General features: G+C 65.9%; 22 protein-coding genes. 15 read left to right on the forward strand and 7 right to left on the reverse strand.

Annotation, left to right across the window (positions count from 1 at the left end; translation table 11 throughout):
* On the reverse strand, positions 1-1,050 hold a 1,050-nt coding region (locus VFC51_04035), incomplete at its 3' end, for an MFS transporter (GenBank protein ID HZT06175.1).
* 24 nt (positions 1,051-1,074) lie between these two features.
* Here VFC51_04035 and VFC51_04040 point away from each other — a divergent pair.
* Complete coding sequence (locus VFC51_04040; GenBank protein ID HZT06176.1) at positions 1,075-1,809, forward strand: 5-formyltetrahydrofolate cyclo-ligase; 735 nt, start codon at positions 1,075-1,077, stop codon at positions 1,807-1,809.
* Positions 1,810-1,820: 11 nt separating this feature from the next.
* On the opposite strand, the gene VFC51_04045 is transcribed toward VFC51_04040, so the two are convergent.
* The 6 genes from VFC51_04045 to VFC51_04070 form a co-directional block, all read right to left on the reverse strand.
* Positions 1,821-2,396, reverse strand: a complete 576-nt coding sequence (locus tag VFC51_04045) for an isochorismatase family cysteine hydrolase (GenBank protein ID HZT06177.1) — start codon at positions 2,394-2,396, stop codon at positions 1,821-1,823.
* Between the two features lie 115 nt (positions 2,397-2,511).
* Positions 2,512-3,765, reverse strand: a complete 1,254-nt coding sequence (locus tag VFC51_04050) for an MFS transporter (GenBank protein ID HZT06178.1) — start codon at positions 3,763-3,765, stop codon at positions 2,512-2,514.
* 42 nt (positions 3,766-3,807) lie between these two features.
* A complete protein-coding gene (locus VFC51_04055; GenBank protein HZT06179.1) occupies positions 3,808-4,233 on the reverse strand; it encodes a Zn-ribbon domain-containing OB-fold protein in 426 nt (141 codons plus the stop codon).
* A 3-nt stretch (positions 4,234-4,236) separates the two neighbouring features.
* Entirely contained in the window at positions 4,237-5,406 is a 1,170-nt protein-coding gene (locus VFC51_04060) for a hypothetical protein (GenBank protein HZT06180.1), read from the reverse strand.
* A gap of 38 nt (positions 5,407-5,444) precedes the next feature.
* Complete coding sequence (locus tag VFC51_04065) at positions 5,445-6,581, reverse strand: CoA transferase (GenBank protein HZT06181.1); 1,137 nt, start codon at positions 6,579-6,581, stop codon at positions 5,445-5,447.
* A 91-nt stretch (positions 6,582-6,672) separates the two neighbouring features.
* Positions 6,673-7,878 carry a CoA transferase gene (locus tag VFC51_04070; protein HZT06182.1) on the reverse strand — a complete coding sequence of 402 codons (1,206 nt, stop codon included), beginning with the start codon at positions 7,876-7,878 and terminating at the stop codon, positions 6,673-6,675.
* A 182-nt stretch (positions 7,879-8,060) separates the two neighbouring features.
* On the opposite strand from VFC51_04070, the gene VFC51_04075 reads away from it, so the two are divergent.
* From VFC51_04075 to VFC51_04140, 14 genes are all read left to right on the forward strand, one after another.
* Positions 8,061-9,062, forward strand: coding sequence for a cupin domain-containing protein (locus tag VFC51_04075; protein ID HZT06183.1), 1,002 nt, complete (start codon positions 8,061-8,063; stop codon positions 9,060-9,062).
* A 344-nt stretch (positions 9,063-9,406) separates the two neighbouring features.
* Positions 9,407-10,474, forward strand: coding sequence for a cupin domain-containing protein (locus VFC51_04080; protein ID HZT06184.1), 1,068 nt, complete (start codon positions 9,407-9,409; stop codon positions 10,472-10,474).
* A 64-nt stretch (positions 10,475-10,538) separates the two neighbouring features.
* Positions 10,539-11,699: an amidohydrolase family protein gene (locus tag VFC51_04085; protein ID HZT06185.1), complete on the forward strand. Its 1,161-nt coding sequence runs from the start codon at positions 10,539-10,541 to the stop codon at positions 11,697-11,699.
* Between the two features lie 38 nt (positions 11,700-11,737).
* Positions 11,738-13,465, forward strand: a complete 1,728-nt coding sequence (locus tag VFC51_04090; GenBank protein HZT06186.1) for an ABC transporter substrate-binding protein — start codon at positions 11,738-11,740, stop codon at positions 13,463-13,465.
* 47 nt (positions 13,466-13,512) lie between these two features.
* The gene (locus tag VFC51_04095; GenBank protein ID HZT06187.1) at positions 13,513-14,667 is read left to right on the forward strand and encodes a cupin domain-containing protein; all 1,155 of its coding nucleotides are present in this window, start codon (positions 13,513-13,515) and stop codon (positions 14,665-14,667) included.
* A 57-nt stretch (positions 14,668-14,724) separates the two neighbouring features.
* Positions 14,725-16,440 (forward strand): ABC transporter substrate-binding protein, encoded by a 1,716-nt coding sequence (locus VFC51_04100; GenBank protein HZT06188.1) that lies wholly within the window; start codon positions 14,725-14,727, stop codon positions 16,438-16,440.
* 72 nt (positions 16,441-16,512) lie between these two features.
* Positions 16,513-17,673, forward strand: a complete 1,161-nt coding sequence (locus VFC51_04105; GenBank protein ID HZT06189.1) for an amidohydrolase family protein — start codon at positions 16,513-16,515, stop codon at positions 17,671-17,673.
* Positions 17,674-17,740: 67 nt separating this feature from the next.
* On the forward strand, positions 17,741-19,516 hold the full coding sequence (locus VFC51_04110) for an ABC transporter substrate-binding protein (GenBank protein HZT06190.1): 1,776 nt from the start codon (positions 17,741-17,743) through the stop codon (positions 19,514-19,516).
* Positions 19,517-19,538: 22 nt separating this feature from the next.
* Positions 19,539-20,294, forward strand: coding sequence for an SDR family oxidoreductase (locus tag VFC51_04115; protein ID HZT06191.1), 756 nt, complete (start codon positions 19,539-19,541; stop codon positions 20,292-20,294).
* 164 nt (positions 20,295-20,458) lie between these two features.
* Entirely contained in the window at positions 20,459-21,457 is a 999-nt protein-coding gene (locus VFC51_04120) for an ABC transporter substrate-binding protein (GenBank protein HZT06192.1), read from the forward strand.
* An 87-nt stretch (positions 21,458-21,544) separates the two neighbouring features.
* On the forward strand, positions 21,545-22,792 hold the full coding sequence (locus VFC51_04125) for a hypothetical protein (GenBank protein ID HZT06193.1): 1,248 nt from the start codon (positions 21,545-21,547) through the stop codon (positions 22,790-22,792).
* Positions 22,793-22,877: 85 nt separating this feature from the next.
* Positions 22,878-24,071, forward strand: a complete 1,194-nt coding sequence (locus VFC51_04130) for a Rieske 2Fe-2S domain-containing protein (GenBank protein ID HZT06194.1) — start codon at positions 22,878-22,880, stop codon at positions 24,069-24,071.
* A gap of 35 nt (positions 24,072-24,106) precedes the next feature.
* Entirely contained in the window at positions 24,107-24,943 is an 837-nt protein-coding gene (locus VFC51_04135; GenBank protein ID HZT06195.1) for an NAD(P)-dependent oxidoreductase, read from the forward strand.
* A 23-nt stretch (positions 24,944-24,966) separates the two neighbouring features.
* The coding region (locus VFC51_04140; protein ID HZT06196.1) for a hypothetical protein at positions 24,967-25,725 on the forward strand (759 nt) is incomplete at its 3' end.

Genomic DNA, 25,725 nt, shown 5'->3' on the forward strand with positions numbered 1-25,725 from the left:
CATCTGTGAGAGAAAGAAATAGGCGCCAATGTAGACGCCGATGAGAAATGCGTAGAGGCCCGGGCCGACGAGCGGGAAAATGAGGACCGACGGAAGTGCCAACGCGCCGAAGAACGTGAGGATCAGGAGCACGGCGCGCACCGAGAACCGATTTGCCGCCCACCCCCAGGCAAACTTGGTGATCGTTGACGCGACGCCGTACCACGCCAGCGAATGAGCCGACACGTCAAAGGGGAACCCGCGGTCGACAAAGATCGGCGCCAGCATGGCGGGGATCCCATTGTTCGCCAGCGACCCGACGGCAATCCCCACGAGCAGCACCCAGAAGACGCTCGTATGGAGCGCTTCGGTCCGCGTGAAGCTCCGTTCTTCCGCAATGCTGCCGGCCGGTGTGACCCCGCGTTCGGACCCGGGAGTCCGACCGTCCGGTGCGAGCCCGAGATCTTCTGGCTCGCGATAGAGCAGCAACGCGGAAAGCGTGCCGAAGACAAGCGCCAGCAACCCGATCACGAGCCAGATACTCCGCCAGCCCGACGCTCCCGTCATGACGCCGACGACTGGCGGGAGGAATACCGCCGTGAGTCCGCCGCCCATCGTCGATACGGCAACGGCCATTCCTCGCTGGCGCACAAACCACTTTGGTACGATCGCTGCGGAGATCCCCGTCTGCGCAGCCTGTGCGATTCCGCCCAGTACGCCGAAGAGAACGACGAACTGCCAAGCGCTGTCGACGAACGGAATGAGGAGCACGCCGACGGCGTTCACAAGGCCGCCGATGAGGACGAGCACGCGCGGCCCTCGCGGCCGGTCCAGGTACGGCCCCATGATCGGGGTGAACACGATGCCGAGCCAACCTCGCAGGCTAACGGCGAAAAAGAAGGCGGAGCCGCTCCACTCCAATTCCGCCGCCATCGGCACGGCCAACAGCCCGGCGGTCCATGTGAGGCCGATGCTAAACGCCGAGGCGATGAATCCAACGGCGACAATCACCCAGCCGTAGTAGAACGGCAAGCGAACGAGCCATGGGCGCGGCCTGGGGGAGGAAACCATCAAGAGCTCCAGTATACGGGGCGCATGAACGAAGATCTCAGCACGCGGAAGCAAGCTATTCGCGAATCGGTCTGGGCGCGGCTCGTCGCTGAGAGGCAGGCGGCGTTTCCCTTTCCGATTCGCGGTCGTATCCCGAACTTTCGGGGCGCGTCCGCGGCCGCCGCGCGCCTGGCCGAGCAACCGGAGTTTGAACGGGCGCGCGTGGTGAAAGTGAATCCCGACGCGCCCCAGCGGCCGGTACGGCAGCGCGTTCTCGACGCCCGGAAGCTCCTCCTCATGCCCACGCCGCGGCTGCGCGGCGGGTTCGTCGTCGTCGACCCGGCTCGCCTCGACGCGGGGGACCGCGCGCGCGCCTCCAGCATCGCCGGCGCGTTTGCCCTGGGCTCCCTGGTTCCCCTCGTCGAGCTGCCCGCCATCGACCTCATCGTCTTCGGAACAGTCGCCGTCACCGCGCGCGGCGCGCGCGTTGGGAAGGGTGAAGGCTACGCCGAGCTGGAGTACGCGACGCTGCGGACCCTGGGTCGCGTCGGCCCGAATGTGCCCATCGCGACGACGGTCCACGACGCGCAGATCGTCGACAGCGTTCCCATCGAGCCCTTCGACGTGCCCGTCGATCTCATCGTCACCCCAACGCGGGTGATCCGGTGCGAGCCGCGGCTTCCCAAGCCGAGCGGCGTGCTGTGGGAATATCTATCCGACCGCCGACTCGAGGAGATGCCGGTCCTACAGGAGCTCCGGCGGGCCGGCGGCGATTCGTGACCGCGACGCGGTCAGCGAATGCTGTCCAGGAAGTCCTGCGACCTTCCGATCTCGACGAAATGGCTCATCGCGTTGATCGCACAGTCGTGCTCGTCGTGGGAGAACGCGCCGCAGCAGTCCTCCAGCACGATCACCCGGTAGTCCGCATCGCCGCCATAGCGCGCCGTCGACTCGACCACGAAATTCGTCGCGACACCGGTCAGCACAATCGTGTCGATGTCGCGCGAGGCGAGCATCGATTGGAGCTCTGTTCCATAGAACGCGCTGATGCGGGGCTTTCGCACGATCGGTTCGTCATCGCGGGGCGCGACGCGCTCGACGAACTTCATGGCCTCGGCGATCTGCGCCGGATCCGTGACGAACCCGGTGGCACCGGTGAACCTGTTGCGGGGCGACATGAACTCGCGTCGGCGGGCCACCGCCACGTAGATGACGAGCACGCCGGCCGCCCTGGCCGCGTCGAGCACGCGCCGTACTGTCTCCACCAGGGTCCCCCGCCGGTCTTCCGGGACCCGCTGGACGATGATGTTGTGCATGTCCAGGCAGAGCAGCGCCGTCCTGGATCGGTCCAGATTGAGGTTCGCCACCGTGTCGCTCCTCTCTTTGTGCTGAGATGGGGACCGCGCCGCCACGTCACCTCGTCTGTACCGGGCGGGGTGACTTCGCGGCGGTTGGCGTGACCGGGCGGCCCGACCACCGATACTAATGGATTTCGCGAATGGCGGGGATCACGAGGGCGATCCCTACACTGAGAGCGAGGCACGCGCCCGCCATCAGCGCCACCGCAGCGGGCGCGCTCAAGAGCGCGGCGAGCGCGCCCGCCAGCAGACCGCCGAGAGTCGTGAGCAGCTCCCGTTGCAGAAAGACGGCCATGACCCGCCCGCGAAGGGCTGAAGGCGTGGCCGCCTGAACCACCGATTGCACCAGCGCGTTGCAGGCGACATTCGCGAGACCCGCGGCCGTCAGGAGAACCAGCGAGATGACGAACCACGGCGATCCCGCGAACCCCAGAAGGCTTACGCCGTAGAGGACTGCGCCGCCCAGCATGAGCGGCCCGCGAAACAGCCGGTCGCCCACCGTGGCGAGCAGCACCGCGCTGAGCAAGGCGCCAACCCCCATCGCGGCGAGAAACAGCCCCTGCCCGGTCGCGCCCACGTCCAATACGTCTTTCGCAAAGATCGGGAGCAGCGTAATAAATGGAACGGCGAGGAGCGCTGTCGTGGCCGTGATCATCATGCTTGCGCGGACGGTTTCGTTTCCGGCGATAAACCGCCAACCTTCGAGCGTGCTGGAAAGCACAGACGCGCGCCGGCCTGGGTGCCGCTGGGCCGATGCTCCAGCCTCTCCAATCTGGAGCGTCCAGAACACGCACAGGGCATAAATGAGCGCCTGCGCCGAATAGGAGCCGCCACTGCCCACGGCGGATATGAGCATTCCTGCCACAGCCGGTCCCACGGTGCGGCTGCTATTGAAGACGATCGAGTTGAGGCCGATCGCGTTCGTGAGGTGTGTCGCCGGAACCGTCTCCGGCAGCATTGCCTGCCGCGCCGGCCCTTCGAACACTTGCGCAATCGCGGTGCCGAGCGCAGCCAGATACACGTGCCACGGCTGAACGGAGCCCCCGAAGATAAGGATGGCCAACGCGCCGAAGAACGCGACATTCACGGTTTGGGACGCCACGAGGAGCCGTTTCCGCCGGTATCGGTCAGCCCACACACCCGCCACGGGCGACAGGAGGAATAGGGGAATGGCACGGATCGCCGTCACCAGGCCGAGCTGGAGCGCCGAGTCCGTCAGCTCGTACATGAGCCACCCGCGGGCCACCTGGTCCATCCAATACCCGATGCCGCTTCCGCCTTGCCCGAACCAGAGCAGGCGGAAGTCGCGATAGCGAAGCGGCTCGAGTGGCGACGCTCGCGCCAGCAGCGGGCGAGCAACACGCGTGGCGCGGGTCACGGCGCGAGACGCCCGGTGGCCAGCGCCAGAACGGTAGCTCGGCTACGGAGCCGCGACGGGGCGGAACTGGTGGATCGCGACCTCGTTGGTGACGTCCTTGAAGACGACCTCGACGGGCATGCCCACCTTAACGTCCTCCCAGGGGCACCCCACCACGTTGCTGACGAGGTCCACGTGTCCGTCTGTCCCGTCCAGCGTGATGACCGCCACCACGTATGGAAGCTCGTCCTTGAAGGAAGGCACGGCGGAGTGGTGAACGACCGAGAAGGAGCGGACGGTTCCTCGGCCGGACAGGCGCACCCAGTCGTGCTCCCACGAGTAGCACGCTGGGCAAAACCCTTGCGGTGGCCAGCGGAACCGACCGCAGCTCGCGCAACGTTGCGCCCGCAGCTCGTGGTTGTGGCACGCCTCCCAAAAGGGCGCGGTGTCGTGGTCGGGCACTGGGACGGGTTTCGCAGTCTGCGCCACCGTCTACCCCCTCCGCAGCAGCATGCCGCTGCCGCCTGATTCGCCGCACAGCAGCGCGATCTTCGGGTCGCGAACCTGCCGGCACATCGAACGATCGTAGGTGTGCGACCCTTCGCACATGTCGTCGATCACGCCCTCGGGCCGGAGCTGCTGTACCGCTTCAACCACGTGGTTCAGCGCGATGATGTGCCCCTCGTTCAGCAGCCCGCCGTGGGTGTTGACGGGCGTCTCCCCGTCGAGTCCGTTTTTCCCGGCGGTGACCCACCCGCCGACTTCGCCCTTCGGCACGAGGCCGAAGTCCTCCATGTGCAGCATGACCATGCCGGTGAAGGGGTCGTACAGCTCGGCCACGTCCACGTCCTTTGGGGTGACGCCAGCCGCGCGGTAGAGCCTGGGCGCGATATTGACGCCGTTCGTCTCCCAGAGGTGCTCCGTCTCACCCTCGCCCGCCACGCCCGCCATGATGTAGACGGGGGCATGGCGCAGATCACGGGCGCGCTCGGCCGACGTGATCACTACCGCGACCGCTCCGTCGGTCTGCTGGCAGCAATCCAGCAATCGATACGGGTACGAGATCCAGCGTGAGTTCTGATGGTCCTCGATGGTGATGGGCTTTTGCATCTGCGCTTTCTTGTTGAGGGATGCGTGTTTTCGCTGGGTGACCGCGAGGTGCGCAAAGTCGAGCGTCGTCGTCCCAAACCGGGCCATGTGGGCCGTGGCCGGCATGGCGAAGGTCGTTGCGGCAAGATGCTGCCCGAACGGGTTTCGGAACTGGTCCGGCCCGCCCCCGACTGCCGCCTCGGCGGGTCGGCGCGCGCGCCCCTCGCTGTAACTGTTGCGAGCGACGTATAGGAGCACGTTCTGACAGACGCCCGACGCGACGAGGGAGGCGGCCGCGGTCACCGCGCCACACATCCAGTGGCCGCCGGCGTCGACGAAAAGCTCGAAGGGACAGTCGAGGTTCATGGCCAAGCCCAGCTCCCGCGGGCTGATTCCGTCCGCGTACTTGTGGAACCAGGACATGACGCCGTCGATGTCGCGAGGCTTGAGGCCGGCGTCTTCGATGGCACGAAAGCTGGCCTGCGCTGCGAGGCTCGTCGTCGAAACACCCGAGTTGCGGCTGAACGCGGTCCATCCGATCCCGACGATCGCGGTCTTATCCCTCGGTAGCACGGCAAGCTCCTCCAGAATGACGGATGTTCGTGCCTATCTTACGGCTTGCAGCCAATCAGGCCGCGCTGGAAGAGCACGGATCGATCCTGCACACCGAATCCCAGCTCGTCAAGAATCTCGGCGGTGTGTTGCCCGAGAGTCGGGGCCGACGCGATCGTTCGGTCCCACAGCGTGGCGAGCGCACCGCGTGGGAAGCGCATGCGCCCGAACGCGGGGTGGTCGACCTCGACGAGAAAGCCCCGATCGACGAGCTGCGGGTCCGCCACCAGCTCGACGGGAGTGGCAACGGGCGCGGCCGGGATGTGGCGATTCTGCGCTTCGGTAACCACGTACTCCTTCGGGTAGGCCATGGCCCAGCTTCCGATTCGGTCGAGGATGATGTCGCGCTTGGCTAGGCGCGCATCGTAGTCCAAGAGCGATTCGTCGTTGGCGAGGACCGGGTCGTTCATCCACTCCATGAACCGCTTCCAGCGCTCCGTTGAGTCCGAGAGGCTGAGCATCCAGTAGCCATCTGCGCAAGGAAAGGCTCCCGAGATCGGCGTCACCCCGCCCCGGTAGCCGCGGCGCTCGGTCGGCCGACCGCGCGCGGTGAAGTTTTCCACCGCGTGATCGAGGAATGTCTCGAACGCCTCCTGCACGTCGACGGCGACCGTTTGACCCAACCCGGCCGTGCGTTTGACCAGCATCGCCGCGCTAGTGCCCAGCATCACCCAGAGCCCCGTAGCCGCGTAGATGATGTGGCCCCCCATCAGCACGGGCGTCTCGCCCGGGTGGCCGGTGATCGAGAGCAAACCCGCCCGGGCATAAGCGCACAGCTCGGGCAGGTCATCGCCCCCCACGATGGTGAGAACGACGGTGGGATTGAGATGCCGGATGCGCTCCTCATCCAGGGGCAGGGGCGGGCTCGCCACGATGACGTCGGCGGTCGCGATGAGGCGCTCGAGCGCCGGGCGGCAATCCGAGGCGGTGACGTCGAGCGCAAGGCTCCGCTTACCCGCGTTCAGGAACTGGTGATAGGCGCCGGTCTCGATGCTCGGCTCGAGCGTGAGAAACGGCCCCAGGCGGCGCGCTGGGTCGCCGCGTGGGTCTTCGATCCGTATGACGTCGTGCCCCTGCTCGGCAAGAAGCCGCGTTGCGTAGAGGGCAGGTAAGCGGGCGAGGTCGAGGATGCGCATGCCCGCTACGCTCGCGACCGCGCGGCCCCGCACCCATGACGGCAGTCCCCTCGATCGCCATCGACCGCCACTCCCGCCGCCCCAGGACGGATCACACCAGGGCCTTCTGGCGCTCGAGCTCGTCGATCTCCGCGTCGCTCATACCGAGCCAATCGCGGAGAGCCATGCGTGTGTCGGCACCAAGCTCGGACGGCGGGACGATGGGTGAGATAGCGCTTCGGCTGAACGCGAAGGGGACGGTCGCTGTCAGAACGGTTCGCTCGCCGTGTCCGGGTACGGGCCGATATACGCGGCCGGAGTCGGGCGACAGGGCGACTGCTTCGGCACGGCGCATTCGCTCGGCAGGCACGCCAGCCTGCCGCAGCGCGCGCTCAGCGTCCTCTTTCGAACGCTCGCGCGTCCAGTGGGTTAGCTCCGCGTCAATCTGATCATGGTTGTGCAGGCGCCCAAGAACCGTCGCGAATCGGGGATCGTCGGCCAGACCCGGCTGCCCCATCACGGCGGCGAGGACCCGCCATTGCTCGTCGGTCTGCACGCTGATGGCGATCCATTCGTCGCGACCCGCGCAAGGGTACACGCCCTGCGGGGCGCAGTGGTCCGATCGACTCCCGAGACGCCGCGGCGGGCGACCCGTGGCCGCGGCCGCCATGAGGAGCGGGCCGAGCGTGGCCACGCTGCACTCGAACTGACTGAGGTCGATGTTCCGACCACGGCCGGACTCATGGCGCTCGGCAAGGGCCTGCAAAATGGCAATCGCGCCATGCAGCCCGCCGATGTAGTCGTTCCAGGAGTTCGAGATCGACGTCGGAAGGTCGCCTTCGGCACCCGTCGCCATCATTAGCCCCGTGTACGCCTGGAGATTCATGTTCATACTGGTCCATGCGCGGCGGGGGCCGGAGTGGCCATATCCGGACATGCTGAGGTAGATCAGCTTTGGATTGGCCGGGCTCAACGTCTCGTAGTCCAACTTCAGCCGTCGCATCACCCCCGAGCTGAAGTTCTCGACGATGACGTCCGCCACCGCGGCGAGCCTCGCTGCCACGGCGTTCCCCTGCTCGCTCTTTAGATCGAGAGTGATGGATCGCTTGTTGCGGTGGGCGTACGCGGCCCGGTGGGCGTCCTCCCCCTGACCCCGGGTGCGCGTCTCCACGTGCAGGACGGAGGCGCCCAGGTCCGCCAGGTTCCGCGTGCAGAAGGGACCAGCGAAGACGTGGGCAAAGTCGAGCACCCGGATCTCGCTGAGTGGTCCCGCGAGGCGCGCATCCGTGGGCGCCTCGGCACCGTCGGTTGATTTCATCCACCCCTCGGTTGCGCGACGTCGATGGCGCGCGACAAGACGCGCAACAGAATAGGAAATCCGGGCGGGCGATATCCAGTGCCCGTCTGGTCCGTCGAAACTTGACTTTGAACTGAAAAATGTCCATGCTCGGCCCATACAGAGAATGGTGAATCGCGCACCGCGACCGGAGGGAAACTGCTATGACGGAGGCAGGGGACGCCGAGGCACGGCTCAACGCCTTCAATGCGAAGCTCGAAGCGCACGGCATCGTGCCCTACTGGTTACTGACGCACGGGCACCGCCAACCGGAGCCGTCGGTGCTGAAGTGGTCCATCATTTACCCCCTGCTGCTCGAGGCCGGCGAAGTCGTCCGGCTTGGCGGGGACGCCTTTCGGAGAAACCTCGGCGGCTACCAGATCGTGATGCCCGGCGAGCATGCGCCCGCCCACCGGCACACCGCGTCGGCGATGCGCTTCATCGTCGTCGGCGATGGCAGCGCCTACACGACAACGAATGGCGAGCAGATGTTCATGGAGCCGGGCGATCTCCTGGTGCAGCCGAGCTTCGGTTGGCACGATCATTCAAACCCGGGGTCTGAGCCGGTTATCTGGATGGATATGCTCGACAACGTGCTCATCCAAGCGCTCGACGTCGAGTTCCGAAACAACTGGCCGGGTGGGGGCCAGCAGCCAATTACCCATCCGGAAGGCTTCCACTCCAAGCTGTACGGCAACATCCGACCCGCGCGGTTGACCGGCGCCCAGCTCGCGTCTCCCCAGGATTCGCCGCCGATGACCTACAAGTTCCGCGATGCGCTCGCGGCTATGGAGCTGATGGCAGCCGAAGAGGACGTGGACCCGTGCGACGGTATCCTGCTCGAATACGCAAACCCGGTCACGGGCGGGCACACCCTCCCCACCATGAGCGCCCGCATTCAGATGCTTCGGCCCGGCGAGGCCACCCAACCCCATCGTCACACCGGCGTGGTGCGCTATCACGTGGTGCGGGGTCAGGGCGTCAGCACGCTGGACCTGGACGATCCGAAAGAGCTGGTCTGGGAAGACCACGACGCGTTCCGCATTCCCTCGTGGCGCTGGCATGCCCATCGGAACACCTCCTCCAGCGAGCCCGCGATCCTGTTCTCCATCAGCGACGCGCCCGTCGCGAAAGCCTTCGGCTTTTACCGAGAGGAGCAAGCGTAACCCGCGGCGCGGGATTGAGTAGCCGCTCGCCTGTCGAGGCACGCGGGTATCTCACGCTGTGGAACCGCGCTGCACGGTGGAGATCACGACACGCTGGACAACGCCGCGGAGATCCATATAATCGCCGAATCGGCCCCCGCTGGGTGAGCGCATGCGGACTGCTTGGACCCCGTTGCTGCCGACGGTCCCCGTGGCGATCGGCGTGCGCCGGCCTCCACGGACCGTGCCGAGCGGGGAGGCGAGGCGCGGTCCGCGTCAGCGCCTCGCATCGTAGTCCGGGGCCAACTTCGGGGACCGGTCCTGGCAATGATCGACGGAAAAAATTGCTCGCGCGAGGTGGCATCATGGAATCGACACAACCGCCAGCACCGACTCGGGACGAGCGAATCGCCGCGCTGAATGAACGCGCGCACGGCGCCAGTCTGCGCGGCGCATGGGAGCGATCCGGACGAGCGCGCGAGGCAGAACGCGTCCGTCCCTGGGTGTGGCGGTGGGAGGACGTCAAGGCTTGCCTTCTCGAGGCCGGTGACGTCGTTCCGATTGACGACGTGATGCGCATGCGCACCATCGCGTTGATCAATCCCACGAGCGCCAGCGCGCCGGGAATGGTCGGGATGCTGAACGCGACAATGCAACACCTCGGGCCCGGTGAGTTTACCCAGTCGCATCGGCATACCCGCACGTCTGTGTATTTCATGATTCAAGGCTCGCAGACGTCGACCATCGCCGAGAGCGAAGAGCAGCCCATGGGCCGCGGCGATCTCCTCGTGCAGCCAAGCTGGACGTGGCATGGCACCACGAATAGGGGTGCCGACCCTGCGATCTGGCTCACCGTCCAGGACACAGGCATCATCAACGCCTTCGACGTCGAATTCCGCGACGCGTATCCCGGCGGGAACCTCCAGCCGGCTCATAAGCCGGACGGATACTTCCGGCAGCGGCTCGGCTCCTATCGCACCAACGCGAACCTGCAGTGCGACGGCGCCGGCTTCCCGATCAAGTACGGCTGGGCCGAGACGCGGGCGACCCTCCAGTCCCTCGCGGACGCCGAAGAGATCGACCCGTGGGATGGCGTGGTGCTGGACTACCGAAATCCGGTGACCGGCGGGGCAACGACGTATACACTCGGGTGCCGCGTCCAGCTCATCCCGCCGGGCATGGAGACGAAGGCCCATCGCCACACCGGCAGCGCCGTGTACCTGGTGGTGGAGGGACAGGGCTCCGCCTTGGCCGGAGACCGTATCGAGGGCGAGGAGGCGATCAGGTGGAGCACAGCCGACTGCTTCTCCATCCCGTCGTGGCAATGGCATCGATTCAAGAATGAATCTGCCCGGGACCCGCTGATCCTGTTCTCTGTCCACGACCGCCCGTTGCTCGATGCGGCGCACCTCTACCGAGAGGAATCGCGGTGAGATCGCGCGGCGCACCATCAGTCCCCATGGCAGCGATGCCAGTCGTCGAAGGGAGCAAGCCACCATGTCTACCTATCGCGTGATCTCCGGAGATTCCCACCTGGATATTCCGCCGGAGCGCTGGGTGCCCCACGTCCCCGCGAAATGGCGGGAACGCGCGCCGCGGACCGTCCGCCTCCAGAATGGAAACGACGGGCTGCTTCTCGAGAACCGACCTCCCCACACGCCGGGCGCTCAGCTCACCGGGACCGGGCGACGGTACGATCTCCACGATGTCGGCCCCATCACCTACGATGGGCCGGGGACGGGCACGCCCGAGCAACGTTGCCGGGAGCAGACCCAGGACGGAATCGACGCCGAGATCATGTACACCCATCCGAGCTACATTCGATTCTGGCGCGGAATCCGCGACGACGAGCCGTATAAGGCGATGTTCTTCGCCTACAACGAGTGGCTCGGGACCGAGTATTGCGCCTATGCGCCGGACCGTCTGATCGCCATGGGCGTGATCCCAGATACCGGGGTCGATGACGCCATCGCAGAGATGGAGCATTGCGCCCGGGTGGGATTGAAGGGTGTGGCGCTGTATCACTTCCCGAGCGGCAAAAACTACCCCACGCCGGCTGACGACCGCTTCTGGGCGGCGGCCCTGGCGATGGGGATGCCCATCACGGCGCACACCGCCGGTGGCACGACCCGGTTCGAACGCAGCGAGCCCATTTATCCCTCCTCGCCCGACGTCCCCGCGGGTCGAGACCCCATCAGCATTCTCTGCCGTTTTTGCGGGGACACGGCGGTCGTACCCATTCAGCTCGCCCTCGCCGGTGTCTTCGATCGCTTTCCGACCCTGCGCATCTACCACGCCGAAACGCAGGCGGGCTGGGTCCCATTCGCGCTGTTCCAGATCGACGACAACTACGCGCGAGAACGATTCAAAATGGAGCGCAATCTCGGGATCCCACCGCTGCCCCGGCCGCCCAGCGACTACATCACCAAGCACGCGCTCTGGGGCTTCATGCGCGATCCGGTGGCCGTCCAACGTCGGCACGAGATCGGCGTCGAAAAGCTGATTTGGGGAAACGATTTCGCCCATGCCCAAGGCGACTGGCCCGAATCCAGGGAAGTCATCGATGAGATGATGGTCGGAGTGCCACCGGACGAGCGGGAGCGCATGCTGGCCGGGAACGTGGTCGACTTCTTCCATCTGGATGGCGCCCCTCGCTGATGGGTCCGGCTCCACTTCACACGAACGGAGGCAGCGTGATGCAGACGCGATCATCGGCCGTGCTGTTGCTGGCGCTCTTGGCTTCGGCGTGCGCGAGGCCCGCGGCTCCCTCGGCCACGGACGCCCAGCACGCGACGCGATCCGGGACGCAGCAGATCGTCGCCTCGATGTTCAGCGAACCCGCAGGGTTGCACCAGGAGGTTACGAACCCGACTCCGAGCGCCGGCAGCGTTCCCGGCCTGGACGAGCTGTACACGCTGGTAGACGGCGGGGGCAGCTATCTGGATTCGGATAACGTCCGGCAGCCCTGGCTCATGGACGCGCTGCCCACAATCGACAACGCGCTTTGGAAGGTCTTCCCCGATGGCACGATGCAGACCACCTGGCGCCTCAAGTCTGGAGTTGCCTGGCACGATGGCGCGGCCGTAACCTCCGACGACTTGCGGTTCACGCTGGACGTGTACCGCGACCCGGAGATCGGAGCCGTCGCCATCTCCGCGCTCAAGCTCATCGATAGCGTCGAGGTGGCCGATGCCCAGACGATGGTTCTCACGTGGTCGAGGCCGTATATCGACGCGGACGGGCTCTTTGGCTCGGCGGCGGCCAGCTCGGGCGCGGCGCGAGTCCCGCCGATCTTCGTCTTGCCCCAGCACATCCTCGACGATTCATTCCAGAACGACAAGGCCGGATTCTTCAGCCTCCCCTACTGGCGGGAATCCTTCGTCGGCGCCGGCCCGTACAAGATCATCGAGTGGGCCGAGGGCAACCACGTGATGCTGGCGGCGAACGATAACTACATTCTCGGTCGCCCCCACATCGACCGCATCGAGGTCCGCTTCTTCACCGATCGGGGGGCACTGAAGGCGGGCCTTCTCGCCGGCGCGGTCCAGGTCCATCTCGGACGAGGGCTCAACGTCGACGATGTGACCCAGATCCGGGACAAGACGCAAGAGGTGAAGGTGCAGCTCGGCGGAACCCTCGCCGGAGTTCTCCCCATCTATCCGCAGTTCATCGATCCGGACCCGCCCATCGTCGCGAACGTGCAATTCCGCCGGGCGCTCCTTCAGGCAATCGATCGCCAGGAGCTGACAGACACGCTCAACAACGGCCTCGGGCCGGTTGCCAACTCCTGGGTGCAGCCGGACCAACCGGAAGGTCGCGCCATCGATAATCGCCTCGTGAAGTACTCGTACGATCCTCGCGCCGCCGCGCAGATGATCGAAGCGCTCGGATATGCGAAGGGGCCAGATGGGATGTACCAGAGCGCGGACGGGGTCCCGCTCTCCGTCGGCCTCATGACCCACGAGCAGAATTCCTTCCACGTCCCGGCCTCGCTCTCTGTCCAGACGGCGTGGCAGCAGCTCGGCCTCGACGTGCAGCTCAACGTCCTGCCGGCCGCGCGCGCCTTCGACCTCAAGACGCGCGCGACCTTCCCGTCGTTCATCCTTCTCAGCAAAGGCGTGCTCGCAGCGCCCGACGGGTATTTCACCCGCCACGCGATCCCGCTTCCGGACAACAACTACGCGGGCGGGAACGCCGCGCGCTACGGCTCGGCCGAGCTGGATGGTTTGATCGACAAATACGGCAGGACGATCCCCTTCGGCGACCGGATGGCTGTTCTCGGCGACATCGTCCACTTCCAGACCGACCAGCTCACCATGCTCCCGCTGTTCTTCCAGGGCGCCGCCTTCGTCATCGGCTCGACGCGCATGAAGAACGTGCTGGCCGGCCAGGTCTCGAACGCGCATCAGTGGGAGGTGGACTGAGTCACCGCGGCACGCAGACACTAAGGAGTGGTGGAGTAGGACGTCCCATGACGGAAGCGCACAACGGTCGAATCTTCGATCAACCCTCCCCCTACGAGCTGTGGAAGCAAGCCGAGGGGTTGCCGACGATCCGTGCAATGTCGGTCGACCTCAATAACGTCGAGCTCGTCCCGTGGACGTCGCGGGGCGGCTTGGGCACCTTCATCAACCTCGACGGGACCGAGGGGTTCAACGACACCTACGTTTGCGAGATCCCGCCGGGCCGGTCGCTCAATCCCATCAAGCACATCTACGACGAGGTCGTCTACGTCCTCAAGGGTCAGGGGGCAACGACCGTCTGGATCGATGAGGATCACAAACGGACTTTCGAGTGGCACGCGAACAGCTACTTCGCCATCCCCACCAACGCGTGGTACCAGCACCACAACCTCTCCGGTGACGAGCCTGCCCGTTATGTCGCGATGACGGCGGCGCCGCGGGTGATCAACACCCACAAGGACCTCGACTTCGTCTTCAACAACCCCTACGTCTTCGCCAAGCGCTTCGACGGCGAGGACGACTATTTCAAAGAGACGGTGCGTCCGCACAATTCGCGAGGTTGGGCGACGAACTTCGTGGCCGACGTGCTGGCGAGCGCCGAGTGGGCGGAGTCGTCGGGCGGGAGCGAGGGGCGCGGACCCGGGGCTCGCAGCATCGCGTACCGAATGGTCAACGGCTCCTTTGCTGTCGGCCACGCCGATTCCTGGCCCTCAGGCTGCTACAAGCAGGCCCACCGCCACGGTCCCGGTATCCACGTCCTGCTACTTCGAGGCACCGGGTACACCCTCTTGTGGAAAGAGGGGCGCCCCATCCAGCGGGTCGACTGGCGGCCCGGCGTCATGCTGGTCCCGGGCGAGATGTGGTGGCACCAGCACTTCAACACGGGGTCGGAGGCGTGCCTCTTTCTCGCCATCGGCCAGGGCAGCGAGAAGCCCAAGAACAGCGGCTACTACGCCTACACGAGCATCAAGGCCGGCGGAGACCAGATCGCCTTCGACGAAGAGGACCCGCGCATCCACGAGCTCTTCGAGGAGGAATTGGCGCGAACGGGCGTGCGCTGTCGGATGGATGTCGCCCACGGCATCACCAGGACCGATGTGGGCAAGCCGTACTGGGGTATCTTCGATCCGTCGCTCTGGCAGCGGTCGGCCGTGACCGTATAGGCCGTACTTCGAACAATCGCGGTCGAGCGGCGGCCCAAGCGATCGGGCGAGGGGAAGATGCTGCGGTTCTTCATCTCGATTCACGCAAGGCAGGTGGGATCTCTGGCGCTTGCAACCGTGGTGACGGTTGCCGCGTGTGCCGCGCCGACCGGGCAGGATCGCGGCCGGGCATCCCAGGGCCCGAGTACGCAGCGCTCGACGCCAGGGACCCCGGCACGTTTGACCGCGGCCATCACGGGCAACCCCCCGATGCTCAACCGCGATTTCGCGACGGGCCATCGGCGCGTCCAAGGATTGGCCGAGGTTGGCAAACTGCTGAACTCACCGCTCAGCGATGCCGACGCGCACGGCGCGCTCCAGCCGATCCTCGCCGAGGCCGTGCCATCGGTCGAGAACGAACGCTGGCACGTCTTTCCCGACGGCCGAATGGAGACCGTCTGGAAGATCCGGCCCGGTGTCACCTGGCACGACGGCGCGCCGTTCACCGCCGACGATCTGGTCTTCACGAGCGAGGTGGAGCAGACGCCGGACCTGCCCCTCGTCATCGACCCGGCGTGGGATGCCGTTGACGGCATCGACGTACTGGATCGGCAAACCGCCGTCGTTCGGTGGAAACGGCCGTGGGTGGATGCGGACCTCATGTTCGCGAATCCTTATCCCAAGCACCTGCTCCAGCAGGCGCTGGAGCAGGATCCGGGCGCGCTGCCTTCTCACCCCGCGTTCGGCGACGCGTTCGTGGGCACAGGGCCGTTCCGCGTGCGGGAGTTCGTCCGCGATAGCCACGTCACGATGGAAGCCAACGAGCAATTCGCCCTTGGGCGGCCGAGGCTGGACGAGATCGAAGTCCGCTTCATCCCCGATCCCAACACGCTCGCGGCGAACATCCTGGCCGGGGAAGTTCAGCTCACCCTCGGCGCGTCGGTCCCCCTGGAGCTGGCGGTGAGTATCAAGGACCAGTGGAACGAGGGGACCCTGAAAACCCGACCGATCGACAACGTGGTGGCGATCTGGCCGCAACTTCAGAACCCGCGCCCCGCCGTGATCGGGGATGCTCGGTTCCGCAGGGCGCTCTGGCAAGCCATCGACCGGCAACTCCTCGTCGATACGATCCAGGCCGGCCTCGCGCCCATCGCGTATGGGAAGCTGCCGCCAACGGCCCCCGAATACGCCGACACGGAGTCAGCGGTCGTGCGCTATCCGTATGATCCGCGGGCGGCGGCCCGCGCGATCGAGGAGCTTGGCTATGCGAAGGCGACCGACGGCTTCGTGCGCGACGCGAGCGGCGTCGTGCTCAGCGTCGAGCTTCGCACGGGCGGCCTCGAGGTGGCGCAAAAGGCACTATTTCCCGTTCGCGACGCCTGGCAGCAGGTCGGCGTCAAGGTCGAGACGGTCGTCGTCCCGCCCCAGCAGTACCAGGACGGCGAGTATCGCGCCACGCGGCCGGGATTTGAGCTGAGCCGTCACGCGGCAGGCGTGAGCGCGCTCCAGTACTACCATAGTCGCACCATTCCCGGGTCCTGGAACCGCTGGACTGGTGGCAACAAGCCGCGCTACGAGAGCCCGGAGATGGACGCCTTGCTCGACGAGCTGGACGTCACGATTCCCAGGCCAGCACGCATCGAGCTGCTCCGCAAGATTCTGCGCATCGCCTCCGAACAGGTTATCAACCTGTATCTCTTCTATGATGTGGGGCCGACCCTCATCAGCAATCGGGTTCGGGGCGTGGAGAGCGGGAGCGTGGTCAACGAGGCGCACCTCTGGGACGTGCAGTGAGGGCGCCGACCGAATCTGAGAATCAGCGTTACCCTGCCCCGCGACGCGTGGGCGACTGACGGAGGACAGACCATGGCTGTGCGTTATCGATACATTTCCGCTGATTCGCACTTGGAGGTGCCGCCCGACCGATGGGCGCACTGGGTCCCGGAGCGATATCGGGATTACGCGCCCCGCCGGATCCGCCTTGCGAACGGCGGGGACGCCTTCGAAGTTCGGGGTGGACGGACCCAGAGGGCTGGCATGAATCTTTTCGCCGGAACGCGGCCCGAAGACTATTACCCCGTCGGCCTCCATTGGGACGAATTCCCGGGCACGGGCTCACCCCAACAGCGCCTGCAGGAGCAGGAGCGGGACGGAATCGACGCGGAGGTCCTATACCCGGGCCCTGGCAGCCGAGTGCTGATCGGAAGTGCGAAGGAGGAGGACGTATCCCGGGCTCTCCATCGCGCCTACAACGAGTGGCTCGCGCAGGAGTATTGCGCGGTCGCGCCCGAGCGCCTCATCGGGCTCGGGGTCATCCCAAGCCTGGGCGTTGAGGCGGCCATCGACGAGCTTCGTCATTGCCGTGAGATGGGGCTCAAGGGGGTTGACCTCGGCACGTTCCCGGCCGGCCAGAGCTTCCCGACGCCCGAGGACGACGCGTTCTGGGCAGCGGCTCTGGACTTAGGCATGCCCGTCTCCATTCACGTGGCCGTCGGCGGCGTGCGCGCCCGGCCGGACTTCAAATATCCGCAGGAGCCGGACGCCGACCACAATCCCAACACCGACCTGGTGGAGCGCACCACCCGGTACGCGCGGGCCGGCGGCGTGAACGCTGTGCAGCTCGTGGTCGCCGGTGTGTTCGATCGCTTTCCGACCCTGAAGCTGTATTTTGCCGAGAACCAGATCGGCTGGATCCCCTGCTTCCTCGAGCAGCTCGACAACAACTACGCCAAGAACTGCTACTGGGCGGAGCGGATCCACGGCGTGCCCATCCTTGAGCGGAGGCCGAGCGAGTACATCAAGGAGCATTGCTTCTGGGGGTTCATGTACGATCCTGTCGGCGTCCGCCTTCGACACGATGTTGGGATCGACCGCGTGATGTGGTCGACGGACTTCCCGCACATCGAGTCCGACTGGCCGAACTCCATGCACGTGATCGCCGAGACGTTCTCCGGGGTTCCGGACGACGAGAAATATCGCTTGGTCGCCGGTAACTGCATCGACTTCTTCCACCTGGAAGATGCGTGACGGGCGGCATATGTGGCGCTGGCTTCATCGGCACGGAATTCCATCAAGGGTGGACGAGGTCCGGCAGATGAGGCGAGCGGGCGGAGCGTGCGCGTTGATCGCCATGGCCGTCATCGTCGCGGCGTGCTCGTCGGCAACGCCGGCCGGATCTTCCAACCGGGCGCTGCAATCCCCCGCGGCCGACCGCGCCCCGACCGCGCTCTCAGTCGTGGTGAAGAAGGAGCCCGTCACCATCGCCCTGGCGGGCGCCGGCGGTGTGAGCCAGGACGAGGTCAAGGCCGCGCTCTTCACCGCCGGCCTGGCGCGCACCGACGACAACGAGGCGCCGTACCTCGTGCTGGCCGAGAAGCTCCCCGCCCTGCACAGCGATTCTTGGCAAGTCTTCTCCGACGGGCGAATGCAGACGACCTACACGCTGCGCCCGGGACTCGAATGGCACGATGGGCAGCCACTGGTGGCGGGGGATTTCGCCTTTGCGACGCGGGTCAACTCCGCCCTGTACGAATCCGGACAGACGAACCCCACGACCGAGGCGCGGCAAATCGAGGACGTCCTGACGCCCGACCCGCGCACCCTCGTGATCCGCTGGAGCAGCCTCTACATCGGAGCCGAGACGCCCGCGCTCGAGCCATTTCCCGAGCACATCCTGGCGGAGCCGCTCGCTGCCGGCGACCTGCAGGCGTTCGCCAGTCTCCCGTATTGGACGACTGCGTACGTGGGCGCGGGGCCCTATCGCCTCGATCGCTGGGAGCCGGGTGCCTTCATCGACGGGACGGCGTTCGATCGCTACGCGCTCGGGACGCCGAAGATCACGCGGGTGCGGATAACCTGGAGCGCGGACCCCAACGTCGCGCTCGCCGGGCTCCTCTCCGATCAGTACCAGATGGCGGCCGATACCGCCATCGAGTTCGAGCAGGTCGCCACCATCGAAGATCGCTGGGGACCAGCCGGCGGGCGTGTGATTCTGAACCCGACGCAGGTTCGCTACCAGATGGTTCAGGCGCGACCGGAGTTCGTTGACCCGCCGACTCTGCTCGACGTTCGTGTTCGTCGCGCCCTGTACCAGGCCATCGACCGACGAGCGCTGGCGACCGCGATGCTGGGAGACGAGGCGATCGTTGCCGACAGCCTTGTGCCGCCCAAGACGAGCTTCTTCAAGGACCTGGACGCGGCGATTCAAAAATACCCGTATGACCCTCGCGCGACGGAACAGCTCATGGCCGAGGCAGGCTTCTCAAAGGACCAAGAGGGAATGTTCGTTGGACCGGCTGGAGCCCGCTTTGCTCCGGCGCTCTGGGGCATCGCGCAGGGACAGGAGGCGCAAGAAACGACCGCCGTCGCGGACTTCTACCGGCGGGCCGGAGTGGACGTACGGCTCAACCTCATTCCCCAGGCCCGGTACACACAGGATCGCAACGTTGTCCTGAACCAGTTCCCCGCCCTTCGCGACACCTACTGCACGCTGCTCCTGGACCGGTGCATGGACAAGTTCGCCAGCTCGCTCATCGCCTCGGCCGACACCCGCTGGCAGGGCCAAAACCGGATCGGCTGGGCCAACGCCGAGTTCGACGCCTACTACGACCAATACTGGAAGAGCCTGGAGCCGGCCGAGCGAGACCGTACGGTGGTGGAGATGGCGCGGATTCTGTCGAAGGAGCTCCCGTCGCTGCCCTTCTACTTCAACGTCAGCGTTGTCGCCCACTCCGCGCGCCTGCACGGTCCGAAGCCCGTCGCTCCTCTCACGACGGCGTACTGGGACATCCACGAGTGGACGATGGGCGAGAGGTACGGCCGAAACGTGACGTCACCCCTGGCGGAGCGATGGATCCAGGCAGATTCTTGATTCGCGACCTGGAGGTTCACGAGTGGCAGTCAAAGGGAAGACCGTGATCGTGACGGGCGCCGCGCGCGGCCACGGCCGGTCCATCGCGGTGGCATTCGCATCTCAGGGGGCCGCGTTGGCCCTCGTCGACGTCGCTCCGCTCGACCAGACTCTGGCGGACTGCCGGGCCTACGAGGGCGAGGTCGTCGCGGTCCCCACCGATCTGCGGCGTCCGAACGACGTTCGGGCCATGGTCGAGCAGGTCCACGATCAGTTCGGGCGGATCGATGTTCTCGTCAACGATGCGGGAATCGTGACGCACTTTCGTTACGGCGAGCCCCGCTGGCCCCGCATTGCGGATATGGACCCTGAGTTCTTCGACAACGTCATGCGTACGAATCTCATGGGCACCTTCCTCACAACGAAGTACGTCCTTCCCTACATGGAGGCGCAGGGTGGCGGACACATCATCAACTTCGGGCAGGGCAGCATCGGCCGGCCGGTGGAGCGCGGGGATCCCGGCGCCGCCGTTTACCACGTCTCGAAGCTGGCGATTCGCGCCTTCACCCACGAAGTGGCAATAGAAGAGCTGGACAAGAACGTCTGCGTCGTCTCGTTCGGTCCAGGCGGTCCCGGCGGCGAGACACCGGACGAAGTCCGCGCTTCGGCGGCCAAGATCAACATGGATCTGGGGATGCGGGTGGTGGCGGCCGCCGAGGCCCCCATGGAGCTGACCGGCCGAATGGTCTCCGTGCGCGACGGCAAGCTGGCCCTCGCTCCCGACGAGCAGCCGTCATGAGTTGGCCCGCGCCACGGCGCCGAGAGCAACAGGGGACCGGGCGGTGATTGTGTTACGCTGGGAGCACCTCCGGTCACCAAATCAGCCGCGGAAAGCGGCATTCACGTTCCTCTGGGACGCCGGGACGCCGACGCCCGGCACCAATACTTCTTGAAAGGCGACGCATGAAAGATCTGAAACCGTACGCGCTGAACATCCTGTTTCGAGCGCAGCACAACGCGTTGTGGGAGCTGGCCGAGAAAGCAGGCATCATGGCGGAGGTGAACCTCTCAATCGCCAGCATGGAATATGCCGATAGCTCAACGGTCGCCGAGGCCAAGCTGTTCAAGGGGGGCATCGACTTCATCGCAGGCAATCACATCAGCCCGTATATGTGGGTTGCGCGCAACCGGCCGATCGTCCAGATCGCGTCGCCCGGCAATGCCGTCCGCGACTCCATCATGAGCCGGCGCCCCCTTGAATCGCTGGAGGAGCTAGCGGGCAAGGAGGTCCGCATCGCCGACTCAAATTACCGCGATCGCTACGGTAGCGTGCAGCATCCTCGCGGCAACCACATCCTCGAGACGTTCCGCGCGGGCCTCTCCCCCGACCAAGTGCAGTGGGTCGAGTGCGGCGAGTTCGACGATCCGAATTTGCGGAAGAACATCGTGGAGGCCGTCGCATCGGGGAAGGCCGACATCGGCTTCGCCGCGTACGCGGATCCGGAGACCCTCCGCGACACCGGATTGCATCCGCTCCAGCTTCCCACCCTCCCCATGATCAACGGCACGACGATCACCTCTACCTTCGACATCCTGCATCAGAAGGAGATGCTGGCCGACCGGCTCGTTCGCGTAATGGTGCTCGCCATCCATTTCGCACGCATGCACCCTGAGGAGGCGCAGAAGCTGCTCGACACGAAGATGGGGAAGCCCTATACAGAGCACGGTGGCCGCGCTCGCGGAGTTGCCCGCTATCCGATGAAACCCTATCCCACGCAGGAGGCGATTTCCGCAGCGCACGAGCTGTGCTGCCTGCAATACGAGGAGGCGAAGGAGATTCAGCCGAGCGCCCTGTGGGACCTTCACTACCTCCGCGAGCTGGAGCTGTCCGGCTTTATCGACGAGCTGATCCAGGAGCAGCCGGAATCCTTCCGGAGTACGTCCGCGACCGCGGGCGTGTGATCGGTGGTGGAATTGGAGTTTTCGGAGTAGACTCGGCATGACACACTCCGAATACTTTCGACGCCGAACAAGGGAAGGAGATCGCGAATGCCAGCAGCGATGACCCCACGCATGCCCGTTGTGCCCCAGCCGACCTCGCCCGAGGACCTGCTGCCAGTCCTTAGAACAGTCGTGACGCGCGTACCGAAGCGAGGTATGTACGAGTCGCTCGGCCTGAAGCCGGGCGAACGCGTCCTCATGATCACCGACAGCACCATCAGCCCGATCCTCCCCGAGGCGTTTCAGGAGGCGATCCGGGACGCGGGCGGCCATGTCGACGTGATCAACCTCGAAGGTTACCCGCTCCTGGCGGACCCCACGGACCTGGTGGATGGACCCAATACCAGCCGATGGTTCCCCGATTGGACCTGGGAGGCGGCCAAGTCAGCGGACGTGCTGCTGTGTCTCGCCTTCTTCAAGTTCCCGCACACCCCGAACCTTCCATGGGGGCGGCGAAACACCTACGCGGCGAAGTGGCGGCTGAACGGGCGGGCGATCCAGTGGGAGCTGCCACCCGATATGGTGCTCGCGCCATCCCTCACCTATCCGCTCGAGGTTTGGGACGCCATCGACGAGACGCTCTACCGGCAGATCGCGAACGGGCGCCGCGTCGAGATAACCGAGGACAACGGTACGCACCTGACCTGGGATCTCACGCCGGAGGACTGGGCGTCGATTGAAGGGCGCGGGGACGAGGAAGGCCCCAACTCCGCCCTCCCATACGTCCCGGGGCACCTGTTCATTCCCTTCCCCAAATCCCTGCGATTCGAGGGCCAGATCGTCATCAACAGCCTGACCTTCGGGGGACCGGTCGACCCGACGCGCCTCACGGTCGAGGGACGGCGGGTGACCGAGGTCCAGGGATCGGGCCACTTTGCCGACCGGCTTCGCGAGACCTTCGAAACCTACAAAGACAAGACCTACGAAGGCCTGCCCGGACCGGGCGCCAACTGGATCAGCACCTTCGCGGCGTGCACGAACCCGAAATTCCGCCGTTCCCCCAACTTCGAATCCACGCGCGGCTCCGCGCGCGTCCATAGCTGGTGCCTCGGACACCGGCGCTCGGGGTTCCTCCATGCCAGCGTGGGGGCCGCTCTGGAGAACGAGAACAGTAAGCTCATCCGCCACTTCGACATGATGTTCCCCAACCTGTACGTGGACGGCAAGCCCGTCATCGAGGATGGGCACCTCCTGGCGCTGGACGATCCGACGGTCCGCCAGGTAGCGGAGCGATTTGGCGACCCGGACGAGCTTCTGCGCGAGGATTGGGTGCCCGATCGAAACAAGGCGATCTAGGCCAGCCACGGACCACCGTGGAAAACCCGACGATGTTGAGCTCGGGGCGCACTGCCTGTTGGAGTGATTTCGAGGTAAATACCCCATGTTTCTGAGCGCTGAAGAAAATCGGAAGCTGACCCAGGTCGGGCCGGGCACGCCGGGGGGCGAGCTACTTCGCCGTTACTGGCATCCGGTCGCCGGCCTCCACCAGCTCACCGCCGAGCAGCCGACTGCCTTTGTTCGGCTGCTCGGTGAAGATCTGGTGCTGTTCCGCGATCGGAGCGGACGCACGGGCTTGATCGCGGACCACTGCGCCCACAGGGGCGCCTCACTGCTGTACGGGCGCGTCGAGGAGCGCGGCATCGCCTGCGCCTACCACGGATGGCTGTACGACACGGCGGGGAGCTGCCTGGAATGCCCGGCGGAGCCGGCCGGCTCCATGTTCCACCTTACCGTCAAACAGCGAGCCTACCCGGTCCGTACTTATCTGGGACTGTACTGGGCATACCTGGGCCCAACACCGCCGCCGCCGATCAGGAAGCTCGACATCGGCGCCTATCCGGTCGAGCACATTATGGAGATGCCCCTCGACGCGAACTGGGTACAGGTCGTCGAGAACAATATGGATGGCGCGCACATCGGCATCCTCCACCAGGACACCACCGGACGGACGGGTACGGTGCGCAGCACCACGCGCGGCATCACCGACGAGCTGGTCTCCCTCGAGTATCGCGAAGTGCCGTGCGGCATTCAGCGAACGATGGTGACGAAGGACGGCTTCGTGGAGGACGACCCGCTGGTGTTTCCGAACATGCTGCGGCGGATCACCGAGCTATCCATCAAAGTGCCCGTCGACGACGAGCACACCCGCAAGTTCGTCGTCTTCGTGAGCGCAGAGCGGGGCGGCGAGCGCAACGGGGACGACCTGGAGCCGGCGGACTATTACGTCATGCCCCCGGACGACGGAAAGAGCGCAGCCGGCCACTATCCACACGTGGATTACCGCATGAACCGCCTTCGCTACCAGGACCTCATGGCCATCGAGACGCAGGGAACAGTCTCGGATCGGACGGAGTGGCACCTGGCCACGAGTGATCGCGGCGTCGCGCTGTTCGAACGCATGCTCCTTCGGGAAATGGACCGCGTGCGGGACGGTCACGACCCAGTGGGCGTGACCCGCGACCCCGACGAAGTGATCGACACCAACTTCGAGTTCTATCGGCACGCCGGGGGGCTGCTCCCGGTTCCCCAGGGCGTCCGCGTCTACACGCGAAGCCGTCCCGCCCTCTCGTCCTGAACACGCGTCCGCGGAGATCCCATCGGAGGCTCGTGATGGAAACGATTGGCATCGTGGGCGTCGGCGCGATGGGTAGCGCGCTCCTCGAGCGTCAGCGCCTCGCGCAGATCGAGCCCCTCGCATACGACGTCGATCCCGAGGCCCTTGCCCAGGCCCGCGCGGCCGGCGCGGAGCCGGCGGGATCGGCCGCGGAGCTGGCCAGATCCGCCACCATGATCGACGTCGTCGTGCGCACGGACGACGAGGTACTGGACTGCACTCTCGGCGCCAACGGGATCCTTGCCGGCGCCCAAACTGGAGCGCTAATCCTGCTTCACAGCACCATCCTGCCGGGCACAACGAGACGGGTGGCCGAGGCGGCGAGTCAGCAGGGCGTACACGTGATGGACGCGTGCATGTTGAGCGTGCCTGCCGCCGTGCGCCGCGGCGAGCTGATCTTTCTGGTCGGAGGGCCTGAAGAACAGTTCGCGCGGGCACATCCCCACTTGCTCACGATGGCCAAGGAGGCGCGGTACGTCGGTCCGCTCGGGACGGCGAACGTCGGGAAGCTCATGGCCAACCTCATCGTCGGGGCCCAGACCCTCGTGCTCCACGAGGCTCTCCGGCTTGGCGAGGCCGGTGGCATCCCCTACGTGCGGGCGCTCGAGATGCTCCGCGACACGCGCGGCAGCAGCGGATCGATTCTGGACCGATGGGAGAGCACCTTCGATCCATCGGGCAAGGACCCGACGCCGCGCGTCGGGCAGAACGTGATGGCCAAGGACATCCCGCTGGCGCGCGAGCTGGCGCACGCGCTCGGGCTGGACCTGCCGATCATCGACCAGCTTGGGCTGGCGGGACGACGCCTGGCCGAGAGCCAGCGGCGCCCATAAATCCCAGCATGAGAGGAATGAGCATGGAGCCACTCCGCCGATACAGTCCCGCCGCGATCCGACCGAAGCTGGTGCTGGAAGTCGTGGCGGAGATGATGGAGTTCGCCGACTGGCCGTACCGCCAGGTGCGCATGACCCTGCGCGACCAGGGCGCCGAAGAATCCTTCGCATTTTCCCTCTTCGGCGGCGCGAAACCCTCGACGGTGGAGGAGGTTGCCCGGGGGGATCTGGACATCGCCATGCTCAACCCGTCGTCGCTCCTCACGATGGCCTATCGAGGGGTGGGACCGTTTTCGACGGCGCAGCTCGTGCGGGCGGTCGCGGTCATCCCATCGGCCGACTGCCTCGCCTTCGGCGTCGCGGAGCGGACCGGCCTCCGATCCTTCGAGGACATCCGCGAGCGACGCTATCCGCTCCGGCTATCGGTCCGGGGATCGCACGACCCGGCGGTTCGATTGCTGGTCGACCAGGTGCTCGCCTGTTATGGGTTCTCCCTGGACGACATCGGCCGCTGGGGAGGTCACGTTTCGTACGACCAGGAGTTGGGGGGTGGGCCAACCCGCATTGGGGCATTCGAGCGGGGCGAGATCGAGGCCATCTTCGATGAGGCGATCCACGGCTGGGTTGGCCGAGGCGCGGCGGCGGGCATGCACTTCCTCGTCATCGACGAGCCGCACATGCGCGACCTGGAGGCGCGAGGATTTCGGCGCGGCATCATCCTGCGGAACGGGCACCCGCCCCTGGCGGCGGACGTGCCGACGGTGGATTTCAGCGGCTGGCCC

This window comes from Chloroflexota bacterium (assembly GCA_035652535.1).
In the GTDB taxonomy this organism is placed as follows: Bacteria; Chloroflexota; UBA6077; order UBA6077; family SHYK01; genus DASRDP01.

Bases quoted from the DNA above. Each gene is read 5' to 3' on its own strand.
- VFC51_04130 (HZT06194.1), top strand. From the start codon at position 22,878: ATGTTTCTGAGCGCTGAAGAAAATCGGAAGCTGACCCAGGTCGGGCCG.
- VFC51_04065 (HZT06181.1), bottom strand. From the start codon at position 6,581: ATGCGCATCCTCGACCTCGCCCGCTTACCTGCCCTCTACGCAACGCGG.
- VFC51_04135 (HZT06195.1), top strand. From the start codon at position 24,107: ATGGAAACGATTGGCATCGTGGGCGTCGGCGCGATGGGTAGCGCGCTC.
- VFC51_04080 (HZT06184.1), top strand. From the start codon at position 9,407: ATGGAATCGACACAACCGCCAGCACCGACTCGGGACGAGCGAATCGCC.
- VFC51_04110 (HZT06190.1), top strand. From the start codon at position 17,741: ATGAGGCGAGCGGGCGGAGCGTGCGCGTTGATCGCCATGGCCGTCATC.
- VFC51_04120 (HZT06192.1), top strand. From the start codon at position 20,459: ATGAAAGATCTGAAACCGTACGCGCTGAACATCCTGTTTCGAGCGCAG.
- VFC51_04100 (HZT06188.1), top strand. From the start codon at position 14,725: ATGCTGCGGTTCTTCATCTCGATTCACGCAAGGCAGGTGGGATCTCTG.
- VFC51_04125 (HZT06193.1), top strand. From the start codon at position 21,545: ATGCCAGCAGCGATGACCCCACGCATGCCCGTTGTGCCCCAGCCGACC.
- VFC51_04070 (HZT06182.1), bottom strand. From the start codon at position 7,878: ATGAAATCAACCGACGGTGCCGAGGCGCCCACGGATGCGCGCCTCGCG.
- VFC51_04105 (HZT06189.1), top strand. From the start codon at position 16,513: ATGGCTGTGCGTTATCGATACATTTCCGCTGATTCGCACTTGGAGGTG.
- VFC51_04085 (HZT06185.1), top strand. From the start codon at position 10,539: ATGTCTACCTATCGCGTGATCTCCGGAGATTCCCACCTGGATATTCCG.
- VFC51_04075 (HZT06183.1), top strand. From the start codon at position 8,061: ATGACGGAGGCAGGGGACGCCGAGGCACGGCTCAACGCCTTCAATGCG.
- VFC51_04095 (HZT06187.1), top strand. From the start codon at position 13,513: ATGACGGAAGCGCACAACGGTCGAATCTTCGATCAACCCTCCCCCTAC.
- VFC51_04040 (HZT06176.1), top strand. From the start codon at position 1,075: ATGAACGAAGATCTCAGCACGCGGAAGCAAGCTATTCGCGAATCGGTC.
- VFC51_04090 (HZT06186.1), top strand. From the start codon at position 11,738: ATGCAGACGCGATCATCGGCCGTGCTGTTGCTGGCGCTCTTGGCTTCG.